Here is an 11,044-nt window from a genome sequence, read left to right as displayed (position 1 = left end):
TGTTGGGGCGACGGGGTCTCACATACCGGGACGAGGGCGACGCGCGGGCCGCCCCCCCACCCCCCCCCCCCCCCCCCCCCGGCGCCGCGGGGCGGCGCGAGGGCAACCCCGTCGACCTACCGTGGCGGACCGGTGCGGCGCTCGCCTCGGCCCGTTCCGGCGCCGACGCCGGCGAACTGGCCCGCGAAGCGCTCGACCGCGCGGAAACCTGGGGGGTGCCGGGCGCCCGCGGCGCCACGAGCCTGCGGCTGGCCGAGATCTTCACCGGCGCCGAGCGCCGGGCGCACCTCGAACGCGCCGTGACCCTGCTGGAGGGCACCGCCCGCCGCGTCGACTTCCTGACGGCCGTCACCGAGCTGGCCGCCGCACGGCTCGAAGACGGCGACACCACCGAGGCCGCCGCGCTGCTCGGGCGGGTGGCGACCCTGCGGCCGCAACTGCTGCCGGCCGGGCTCGCGGAGAAGATCCGCGAGGTTTCGGGCGGGCTGGCCCGCCACGGCTCCGACCCCGGTTTCCGGCCCGCGCCCGGCGCTCCCGCCGGCGCCCTGTCCGAACAGGAGGCCCGGATCGCCGCGCTCGCCGCCGCGGGCCGCACGAATCCGGAGATCGCCCGGGCGCTGCAGCTGAGCGGCCGGCTGGTCGAGCTGCGCCTGACCCGGATCTACCGCAAGCTGACCGTGACCGGCCGGGGGCAGCTCGCCGAGCTGATGAGCCCCGGCACCGCGGCGAGTTGATGACCGGTGCTGCTGGAGCGTGACGCCGAACGGGCCGCGATCGCGACCGCGTTGAACGCGGCCGCGGGCGGTGACGGCTCGCTGCTGCTGATCAGCGGCCCGGCCGGCAGCGGGAAGTCGGCGCTGCTGCGCGACACGACGGCCGCGGCGCTCGGCGCGGGCGCGCGGGTGCTGCGCGCGGACGCCACCCGGCTGGAAGAGGACTTCGCGTTCGGCATCGCCCAGCAGCTGTGCCGCCCGGTGCTCGTCGCCGCCGGCGAGGCCGAACGGGACCGCTGGTTCCAGGGCGCGTCCGAGCAGATCCTGCGCGCGCTGACCGAAGAACGGCTCATCACCAACGGCCACGAGCACTACCTGCCGACCGAAGCGGTCCTTTATGGACTGCACACGGTCGTGCACGCGATGTCCCACGACGACCTCGTCGTGGTGATCGTCGACGACCTGCAGTGGGCCGACCAGGGATCGCTGCGGCTGCTGGGGTACCTCGCCAAGCGGCTGAGCGGGTCGCGGATCCTGCTGGCGCTGGCGCTGGCCGACGAGTGCGAGGCGCCGAAGTACCCGCTGGTGCACGAGCTGGTGACGGCGGCCGCGCGGATCGTGGTGCCCGCCCCGCTTTCGGCGTCCGGGGTCGCGTCGATGGCCGAAGTCGCCTTCGGCGAGCGCGCGGAAGAGCCGTTCACCGCGATGCTGCACCGCGTCTCCGGCGGCAACCCCGCCGACGTCGCGACCGTCCTCACCGGACTGGTCGCCGAGGGGCTGCGGCCGATCGCCGCGCAGACCGCCGCCGCGGAGGCCGAAGCGGTGCGGGTGCTCGACCACCGCGTGCTGATGTCGCTGGGGTCGCAGCCGCCCGCGGTGCTCGCGCTGGCCCGCGCGGTCGCTGTGCTCGGTGACCTCGCCGAACCCGGGCTCGCCGCCGACCTCGCCGGCCTCGACGACGTCGAGTACTCCTCGGCGGTGCAGCACCTCGAACGGCTGCGCCTGGCCGACCGCCGGGACGGCCGGATCGGGTTCGTCACCACGAGCGTGCGGGACGGCGTCGAGTCCGCGATCCCGGTGGAGCTGCGGGAAACCCTTTACCGGCGCGCCGCCCGGCTGCTCTACGACCACGGCCGCCCGGCCGAGCGCGTCGCCGAAACGCTGATGAAGGTCGGCACCGCCGAAGACCCCTGGGAAGTGCGGATCCTCAGCTCGGCCGCGGTGACCGTGCTCGAGCGCGGCGCGGGTGAGCTGGCGGCGCGCTACCTGCGCCGGGCGCTGCTGAACACCGCGCCCGACAGCGAGGAGCGCGGCCGGCTGCTCGTCGAGCTGGCCGCCGCGGAACGCGGGTTCGACCTCGTCGCCGCCGCCCGGCACCTGTCGCAGGCGTTGTCGCTGCTGCCGGCCGGACCGCAGCAGGCCGAAGCGGCGCTGTGGATCCCACCCGCGTTCGCCGCGTCGGCGCCGAGCCTCGGCGCGGCCGTGCGCGCCGCCGTCGAACCCGCCTTGCGCGCGGGCGAACCGGTCGAGCTCGCGCTGCGGGCCGAGGCGCGCAGCTGGTACCCGGGGGTCGGGCAGCCGCCGGGCGGCGACGCCGCGCTGGCCCGGCTCACCGAGCTCGACCGGGCCGAGCGGCTGGACTCGCCCGCGGGCCGCGAGCTGGCGGTGGTGCTGCTGCACGCCGCGGTGCTCTCGGGCAGCGTCGCGGCCGACGACGTCGAGACCGTCCTCAAGCGACTGATCAGCGAGGAGCCGCTCGACCCGCGCCACGCCTACACGTCGTTGCCGCTGCTGGTGTCCACGACGGTGCTGGCCGACCGCGCCGCGGTGCTCGAGCCCGCGCTGACCGCGGCCGCGCAGGCGGCCCAGGAACACTGGCCCGGCACCGCGCCGCTGATCGCCGCCGAAACCGCGGAAGTCAAGCTGGCGCAAGGGGAGCTGGCCAAGGCCCGGCGGATCGCGCTCGGTGTGCTCGAAGGGGCCGGCCACGAAGCCTGGCCGGACGCGCTCGCGCGGTCGGTCACCACGCTCGCCCAGGTCGCCCTGGAAACCCAGGACCCCGAGCTGGGGGAGCGGCTGCTGGCCGTGCCGATGGACAGCACCGACCACCGGGTGTTCGCCGCCCGGCGGCTGACCCGCGGGATGGTCGACCTGGTCCGCGGCGACCCGGCCACGGCTTTGGGCCGGTTCCTCGACTGCGGCCGCCGGCTGGAGCGCGAGGGCTGGGTCAACACCCCGCAGTACCCGTGGCGGATCTGGGCCGCACTGGTGCGCCAGCGCCTCGGCGACCTGGCCGCCGCCCAGGCGCACGCGTCCGAGGAGGACCAGTACGCGCAGCGCTGGGGGACACCGCTCAGCGTCGGGCGTTCCCTGCGCCTGCAAGGCATGCTGACCGGCGGCGCCGAGGGCATCGCGCTGCTGCAGGAGGCCGCCGGCATCGTCCGCGAGTCGGAGAACGTCGTCGAACGCGCCCGCACCGCCGTCATCCTGGGCACCCGCCTGCTCGACGCCGGGCTGCCGGAGGCCGAGGAGCTGCTGGCCGAGGGCCGGGAGCAGGTCAAGCTGATCGGCGCGTCCTGGTTGGACGGCAGCGGGGAGACCGAGCTGAACGGCCCGGTGCTGCGGCTTTCCGGTGACAGCATGGGGAACCTGACGAAGACCGAGGCGACGGTCGCGCGGCTCGTGGTGCGCGGCTGGACGAACCAGCGGATCGCCGACTCGCTCGGCGTCACCCGGCGGGCGATCGAAAAGAACCTGACCGGCACCTACCGCAAGCTCGAGGTGAGCGGCCGCTCGGAGCTCGTCGAGCGCCTCGGCGCGCTCGAACCCGAGAACTGATTTCCCTTGCCGCACCGCGGGGTGCGGGGTCCGTACCACCCGGCGTGCGGACCGGTGCGGGTCCGCACCACGGTTCGGAGCCCGGTGCGGCGCGCGGGGTGCTGGTTCGGACCCCCTTTTCCCAGGCGGAAAGTGCGAAAGGGCAGCGATTTTGCCCGTGCGGTACGGGGTTCGGTACCGCACCGCACCCCACCGCCCTCCGTACCTCCGTACCCCCGCCGCCACCGCACCACAGTGTTAAGACCAGGTGTCCGGATTGTGTTGCCGGTGATAATCAAGCGTGCATAACATGATCTGCATCACCCCGGAGAGCGGCTCACACGGTCACCGAGACCTTCCCCGCCGCCGGCCTTTTCGCCCCGGGTGGTTCAGCTTCCAGCCGGAGAAAGGAATGCCTTCATGAGTGCGGACGTTGCGGATCTGGCTGCGGGTGTCGGTGTCGTCCTGGTGGACCGGGGCGGCCGGACCGCCCCGCGCAAGCCCACGCTCCACGCGGTCACGCCCGAGATGTGCATGGTGAACCTCGACCACCGCCTGCGCGTGGTGTCGGCCAGCATGGAGTTCTTCCGGGTCTTCGAGCGCAGCTCGGACGCGGTGACCGGGACCAGCCTGTGCGACCTGCTGCACCCCAGCGTGCGGAGCAAGGTCGAGAACCAGCTGCGGCTGCTGGCCCGCGGCGAACGGCGCCGGTTCGTCGAGCGCATCCTCGTGATGCGGGAGAACGGCACGACGCTCTCGGGCGAGTTCATCGGCTCCACGGTGCACGGCCTCGGCGACCGGCTCGACAGCCTGACGGTCGTCTTCCGGCCGGACAAGAACGACCGCGGCCACCAGGTCGCGTGCCACAAGAAGAAGGTCCTGTCCGAGATGGACGCGCGGATCCTCGAAGGGGTGGCCTCCGGGGTCTCCACGATCCAGCTGGCCGCCAACCTGCACATGAGCCGGGGCGGCGTCGAGTACCACGTGACGACGCTGCTGCGGAAGATGAAGGTGAAGAACCGGCCGGCGCTGATCTCGAAGGCCTACTCCATGGGCATCTTCGGGGTCGGGTCGTGGCCTCCGCGCGCGCTGCCGGACTTCGTGCGGTGACCCCGGTGGTGGCCGCCCGGCGGACCGGCCGGAGCGGTGTGACGTGCGGGAACTCGGCGGCGGGCCGGGCGTCCTTCCGGATTCCGGAGGGGCACCCGGCCCGCCTTGCCGTACCCGGCGGCGGTGGTGGCGATATTGCTTTGTGTTGGTTTTTGACTTCACCGTGTGTGCGGAGTTCTTCCAGGCCAGGGCGGGAAGATCACGATCTCCCGATGATAACGGTTGAACTTTGGGTGAAGTCGGGTCTTGCAAACGAAGATGAACGCAGGCAATATCAACCAAACCAACGAGGACCCCGGTGGAGGTGTGCTGAAGTGTTCGTGACCCTGACGGCGAACCCGAGCGTCGACCGGACGGTCGAGGTCGACCGGCTCATCCGGGGCGAGCTGCACCGGGCGACGGGTGCGCGCGTCCAGCCGGGCGGCAAGGGCATCAACGTGGCCCGTGCGCTGGTCCGCAACGGACTCAAGGCCCGGGCGGTCGTGCCCGCCGGTGGCGCCGACGGCGACCACCTGATCGGCCTGCTGCACGACTACAACATCGACGTCGTCCGCGTGCGCACCGCCGAACCGGTGCGCAGCAACATCAGCGTGGTCGAGCCGGACGCGACCGTCACCAAGGTGAACGAGAGCGGCCCGCACCTGTCGGGTGCGGAGCTGGAGACCCTGTGCGACACCCTGATGTCCCATGTGGACGACGCGGAATGGGTGGTGGCGGCGGGAAGCCTGCCGCCCGGCGCCGGTGACGACTTCTACGCCGACCTGATCGCGCGCCTGGCGACGACCGGCGCCAAGGTCGTCATCGACACCAGCGGCCCGGCGTTCCGCGCCGCGGTCAAGGCCGGCCCGGCCCTGGTCAAGCCGAACCTCGACGAGCTCGAGGAAGCGGTCGGTCGGCAGCTGGGCACCGTGCGCGACGTCGTCGACGCCGCCCAGGAGCTTCGCGCCCTCGGCGCGGGGAAGGTACTCGCCAGTCTCGGCAGCAAGGGCGCCGTGCTGGTGGAAGACGCGGGAGTCTGGTGCGCCAACGCATCGGCCGAACCGCGGAGCTCGGTCGGAGCCGGCGACGCGATGCTCGCCGGGTTCCTGGCGGCAGGGGGGAGTGGCCCGCAGGCGCTGGCCACAGCCGTCGCCTGGGGAGCGGCCGCGGTGTCGCTGCCCGGGAGCACGATGCCGGGTCCCGAAGACGTGGGGGCACGTCGAGTGCGGGTGGACCCGCGTCCGGAGTGGGACGAGAAAGTGCGCGAATAGCACCACCTTCGTCCCGCTCGACGCCATCGCTGGATGGCAAAACCCTCCAAACCCTTTTCCAGAGAAGGAAGCCAACGATGACTACCACTGCGGAGCGCGAAGAGGAAGCAACTCCGTCGAGGGCCGAACGCGCACGGGTCACCATCCAGCGATTCGGCGGCCATCTCGCCGCCATGGTCATGCCCAACATCGGCGCGTTCATCGCCTGGGGCCTGATCACCGCGCTGTTCATCCCGAGCGGGTGGACGCCCAACGCGCACATCGCCGAGCTCGTCGACCCGATGATCAACTTCCTGCTGCCGGTCCTGATCGGGTACACCGGCGGCCGGATCGTCCACGGCCAGCGCGGCGCCGTCGTCGGCGCGGTGGCCACGGTCGGCATCGCCGTCGGCGCGTCGATCCCGATGTTCCTCGGCGCGATGATCGTGGGCCCGCTGGGCGGCTTCCTGATCAAGCTCTGGGACGACAAGGTCGGCAGCAAGACCGCGCCGGGCTTCAAGATGCTCGTCGACAACTTCAGCGCCGGCATCATCGGCGGCACGATGGCGGTGCTGGGCATGCTGGGCATCGGCCCGGTCGTGCAGGGCATCACCAAGGGCCTCGGCAACGGCGTGCAGGCCCTGATCGACGCCCACCTGCTGCCGCTGGTCTCGATCATCGTCGAGCCGGCCAAGGTGCTGTTCCTCAACAACGCGATCAACCACGGCGTGCTGAGCCCGCTGGGCGTCGCCGACGCGCTGCGGGACGGCAAGGCCATCCAGTTCCTGATCGAGCCGAACCCCGGCCCCGGCCTGGGCATCCTGCTGGCGCTGACGTTCTTCGGCGCCCGCAGCGCGCGGGCCACCGCGCCGGGCGCGATCGTCATCCAGTTCCTCGGCGGCATCCACGAGATCTACTTCCCGTACATCCTGGCGACCCCGCGGCTGATCCTGGCCGCGATCGCCGGTGGCGCGGCGGGTGTCGCGACGTTCAGCATCTTCAACGCGGGCCTGACCGCCACGCCGTCGCCGGGCAGCATCATCGCGGTCCTCGCGGTGACGCCGAAGGGCGGCTACCTGGGCGTGATCGCCGGGGTCGTGATCGCGGCGGCCGTGTCGTTCATCATCGCGGCGGTGCTGCTCAAGTTCGGCCGGGACGCCCGGAAGGAAGAGCGCGAGCTGGCCGTGGCCAACGGCGGGGCCGTGGCGTGACGATCACCGTCGATCGAAGGAAGGAAGCACGGGAATGAGCAGCATCGAAGGCAAGGAAGTCAAGAAGGTCATCATCGCCTGCGACGCCGGGATGGGCAGCAGCGTGATGGTCGCCTCCCAGCTGGCCAAGCGGCTGAAGCCGTACTCGGTCAAGGTCGAGCACACGCCGGTCAACGAGATCCCCGGCGACGCGCAGGTCGTGCTGTGCCAGTCCACTTTGGTCAGCCGGGCGCGCAAGGCGAACACCACCGCCGTCATCCTGGGGTTCCAGAGCTTCCTCGGCGACCCGGTGTTCGACCGCGTCGAACAGGCGATCCGGGACGGCGGTTCCCTTGCCGACTGACGCCGTCATCCTCGGGCCGGAGTCCGTGCTCATCGGCCGCACCGCCCCCGACCAGGCCGACGCGATCGCCCAGGTCGGCCGGAAGCTCCTGGAGCTGGGGGCGGTGGAGCCGGAGTACGTCGACGCCATGCACGAGCGCGAAAAGTCCGTCTCGACCTACCTCGGCGAGGGGGTCGCGATCCCGCACGGCACCGACGAGTCCCGCAAGTTCGTCAAGCGGACCGCCCTGGCGATCCTCCAGTTCCCCGACGGGGTCGACTGGGACGGCAACGACGTCCGGCTCTGCGTCGGCATCGCGGCGAAGGGCTCGGAGCAGGTCGGGATCCTGTCGTCGCTGGCCCGGATCCTGATGGACGCCGACCAGGTCAAGGAACTGCGCGAAGCGCCGGACGCCGAAACGATCCTGCGACTGTTGAACGAAGTGGACGAGGAGTTTTCCCGATGAAGGTGGCACGTTTCTACGCGCCGGGCGACCTGCGGGTCGAGGACGCGGACGAACCGAACCCCGGCCCGGACGAGATCAAGATCCGGGTGCACAACACGTCGACGTGCGGTACGGACCTGAAGATCTTCCGGCACGGGCACCACCACATCGACCCGCCGCGCGTGATCGGCCACGAGATCGCCGGCGAGGTCGTGGAGACCGGCTCGAACACTTCGGGCTGGGCGCCCGGTGACCGCGTGCAGGTCATCGCGGCCATCCCGTGCGGCGAGTGCAAGCAGTGCCGCAAGGGGCTGCAGCAGGTCTGCCCGAACCAGCTGTCGATGGGCTACCACTTCGACGGCGGCTTCGCCGAGTACATGATCGTGCCGAAGCAGGTCCTCAAGGTCGACGGGGTCAACCGGATCCCCGAGGGTGTCAGCTACGCCGAGGCGTCGGTGGCCGAGCCGCTCGCGTGTGTCCTCAACGGACAGAACTTCGCGCAGGTCGGCGAGGGTGACGTCGTGGTGGTCGTCGGCGCGGGCCCGATCGGCTGCCTGCACGTGCGGCTGGCCAGGGCCAAGGGCGCGGCCGCGGTGTACCTGGTCGAGCTCAACCGCCACCGGCTGGACCTCGCGGCCGACCTCGTCAAGCCGGACGTCGCGATCTGCGGCAGCGAGGTCGACGTGGTCGAGAAGGTCCTCGAGCTCACCGGGGGCGACGGCGCCGACGTGGTCATCACGGCCGCGGCGGCGGGCAAGGCCCAGGAGGACGCGCTGAAGATGACCGCGCGCCGCGGCCGGATCAGCTTCTTCGGCGGCCTGCCAAAGGACAACCCGGTCATCGCGTGCGACTCGAACCTGGTGCACTACCGCGAGCTGACCATCTACGGCGCCAACGGGTCCAGCCCGGACCACAACCGCCAGGCGCTCGAGCTGATCTCCTCGGGCAAGGTCCCGGTCGACGACCTGATCACCCACCACCTGCCGTTGTCGGACGTGCTGAAGGCGATCGACATCGTCAGCAGCGGCGAGGCGATCAAGGTGACGATCGAGCCGGGCGCCGTCCCCGCGTGAGCGGGCGGTGCGGACCCTGAGGAGGCGACCCACGGTGGTTGACCAACTGCGCGGCAACCCGGCCAGCCCGGGTGCGGCCGCCGGCCCGGTGGTGCGGCTGACGCCGCCCCCGGTGCTGCCCGAGCACTGGGACGCGCCGTCGGCTCCCGAAGCGGAGCTGGCGGCGGCGGGCGAAGCGCTCGACACCGCGGTGGCGGACCTGGAGAAGCGCGCGGCTTCGGTGTCGGGCGAGTCGAAGTCCATCATGGACACCCAGATCATGATGGCGCAGGACCCGTCCCTGCGGACCGGCATCGCGGACGCGGTGACCAACGGCCGCCCCGCGGCGTGGGCGATCCGCGACGCGTTCGGGAAGCACGTCGCCGCGCTGGAAGCCATCGGTGGTTACCTCGGCGAGCGCGCGGCGGACCTGATCGACATCCGCGACCGCGCGATCGCCGCGGCGTTGGGCCTGGCCCAGCCGGGCATCCCGGCCGTCGAGGGCGCGTTCGTGCTGGTGGGCCAGGACATCGCGCCCGCCGACACGGTGCTGCTCGACCCGGCGAAGGTGCTCGGCATCGTCACCGAGAAGGGCGGGCCGACCAGCCACACGGCGATCGTCGCCCGGGCGCTGGGCATCCCCGCGGTGGTCGGCTGCGCCGGCGCCGCGGGGCTGGCGGACGGGACGCGGATCGCGGTCGACGGCACCCGCGGCACCGTCGCGGTCGACCCGGACGACGACCACGTCCGCCGGATCGAGGCGGAAGCGGTGTCCCTGAAGGAAAAGCTCGCGGCGCACAGCGGTCCCGGCGCCACCGCGGACGGCCACCCGGTCAAGCTCCTGCTCAACGTCGGCAGTGCCGGCGGCGCGGGGTCGGACGCGGCGGCCGACTCGGAAGGCGTCGGGCTGTTCCGCACCGAGTTTCTGTTCCTGGACCGCACGGAAGCCCCGACGGTCGAGGAGCAGCGGGCGGCCTACGGCGAGGTGCTGCGCGGGTTCGGCGGCCGTCCGGTCGTCCTGCGCACGCTCGACGCCGGGGCCGACAAGTACATCCCGTTCGCCAACACCGAAGACGAGCCGAACCCGGCTCTGGGGGTGCGCGGGTACCGCGTCGGCGTCCGCAACCCGGGTCTGCTCACCGCGCAGCTGAAGGCGATCAGCCTGGCGGCGGCCGACCACGACGCGGACGTGCGGGTGATGGCGCCGATGATCGCCACCCCGGCGGAGGCGGCGGCGTTCCGTGAGCTGGCGCGGGAGCACGGGATCGGCAAGATCGGCGTGATGATCGAGGTGCCGGCCGCGGCCATCCGCGCGCGGGACATCCTGGCGGAGGTCGACTTCGTCAGCATCGGCACCAACGACCTGTCGCAGTACACCTACGCCGCCGACCGCATGCTCGGCGAGCTGGGCGAGCTGCTGGACCCGTGGCAGCCGGCGCTGCTGGCGCTGGTGGCCACCGTCGCGGCGGCGGCGAAGGCGGCGGGCAAGCCGGCCGGCATCTGCGGGGAAGCGGCGAGCGACCCCGGGCTGGCGCCGGTGTTCGCGGGGCTGGGGATCACCAGCCTCTCGATGTCGGTGTCCGCGGTCCCGGCGGTGCGGGCCGCGTTGAAGGACTACACGCTCGAGCAGTGCGAAATCCTGGCCGGCGAGGTGCTGGGGGCCCCGGACGTGCCGTCGGCGCGCAAGGTGGTCGAAGAGTTCTCGGCCCGATCGGTCGACTGAGCGTTCACGAGATGGGAAGTTCCTGATGTCCAGTAGGAAAGTGGTGATCGGCTCGCCCGTCGGGCTGCACGCGCGACCGGTGAAGCTGCTCGTCGAGCTGGCCGGGCGCCAGCCGGTCCCGGTCAAGATCGGCCGGGACGAGAGCAAGCTGGTCGACGCGTCGAGCATCCTCGGGGTGATGGCGCTGGGTGTCCGCGGCGGCGAAGAGGTGCTGCTGACGGCGGACGGCGAGGGCGCTGAGGAAGCGCTTTCGGCGGTGGCGGACCTGCTGGCCCGCGACCTCGACTCGGCGGAGCAGCCGGCGAGCTGAGCAGCCTGCCCCGGCCTGGGGGGGGGGGGGGGGGGGGGGGGGGGGGGGGGGGGGGGGGGGGGGGGGGGGGGGGGGGGGGGGGGGGGGGGGGGGGGGGGGGGGGGAGGGGGGG

General features: G+C 72.4%; 10 protein-coding genes. All 10 read left to right on the top strand.

From position 1 onward, the window contains the following. Positions 1-215: 215 nt before the first annotated feature. Entirely contained in the window at positions 216-734 is a 519-nt protein-coding gene (locus tag ACZ63E_RS19410; RefSeq protein ID WP_465337502.1) for a helix-turn-helix transcriptional regulator, read from the top strand. 6 nt (positions 735-740) lie between these two features. Continuing rightward, complete coding sequence (locus tag ACZ63E_RS19405) at positions 741-3,551, top strand: AAA family ATPase (protein WP_465337500.1); 2,811 nt, start codon at positions 741-743, stop codon at positions 3,549-3,551. A gap of 399 nt (positions 3,552-3,950) precedes the next feature. Then, positions 3,951-4,640, top strand: coding sequence for a helix-turn-helix transcriptional regulator (locus tag ACZ63E_RS19400; protein WP_465337498.1), 690 nt, complete (start codon positions 3,951-3,953; stop codon positions 4,638-4,640). Positions 4,641-4,954: 314 nt separating this feature from the next. Further along, positions 4,955-5,890, top strand: a complete 936-nt coding sequence (gene pfkB, locus ACZ63E_RS19395; RefSeq protein WP_465311392.1) for a 1-phosphofructokinase — start codon at positions 4,955-4,957, stop codon at positions 5,888-5,890. Between the two features lie 77 nt (positions 5,891-5,967). Continuing rightward, positions 5,968-7,080 carry a mannitol-specific PTS transporter subunit IIC gene (mtlA, locus tag ACZ63E_RS19390; RefSeq protein WP_465337496.1) on the top strand — a complete coding sequence of 371 codons (1,113 nt, stop codon included), beginning with the start codon at positions 5,968-5,970 and terminating at the stop codon, positions 7,078-7,080. Positions 7,081-7,114: 34 nt separating this feature from the next. Then, a complete protein-coding gene (locus tag ACZ63E_RS19385; RefSeq protein ID WP_465311394.1) occupies positions 7,115-7,423 on the top strand; it encodes a PTS lactose transporter subunit IIB in 309 nt (102 codons plus the stop codon). Then, the gene (locus ACZ63E_RS19380; protein WP_465311395.1) at positions 7,413-7,868 is read left to right on the top strand and encodes a PTS mannitol transporter subunit IIA; all 456 of its coding nucleotides are present in this window, start codon (positions 7,413-7,415) and stop codon (positions 7,866-7,868) included. The genes ACZ63E_RS19385 and ACZ63E_RS19380 overlap by 11 nt, the downstream gene beginning before the upstream one ends. Beyond that, positions 7,865-8,920, top strand: a complete 1,056-nt coding sequence (locus tag ACZ63E_RS19375) for a zinc-dependent dehydrogenase (RefSeq protein ID WP_465337495.1) — start codon at positions 7,865-7,867, stop codon at positions 8,918-8,920. Before ACZ63E_RS19380 ends, ACZ63E_RS19375 begins: the two co-directional genes overlap by 4 nt. 34 nt (positions 8,921-8,954) lie before the next feature. Then, positions 8,955-10,622 (top strand): phosphoenolpyruvate--protein phosphotransferase, encoded by a 1,668-nt coding sequence (gene ptsP, locus ACZ63E_RS19370; protein WP_465337493.1) that lies wholly within the window; start codon positions 8,955-8,957, stop codon positions 10,620-10,622. 25 nt (positions 10,623-10,647) lie between these two features. Then, the gene (locus tag ACZ63E_RS19365; RefSeq protein ID WP_465337491.1) at positions 10,648-10,932 is read left to right on the top strand and encodes an HPr family phosphocarrier protein; all 285 of its coding nucleotides are present in this window, start codon (positions 10,648-10,650) and stop codon (positions 10,930-10,932) included. The last annotated feature ends 112 nt before the right edge of the window (positions 10,933-11,044 follow it).

It is taken from the genome of Amycolatopsis sp. NPDC104819 (genome assembly GCF_055583145.1).
This window is presented reverse-complemented; position numbering and strand designations above follow the sequence as displayed.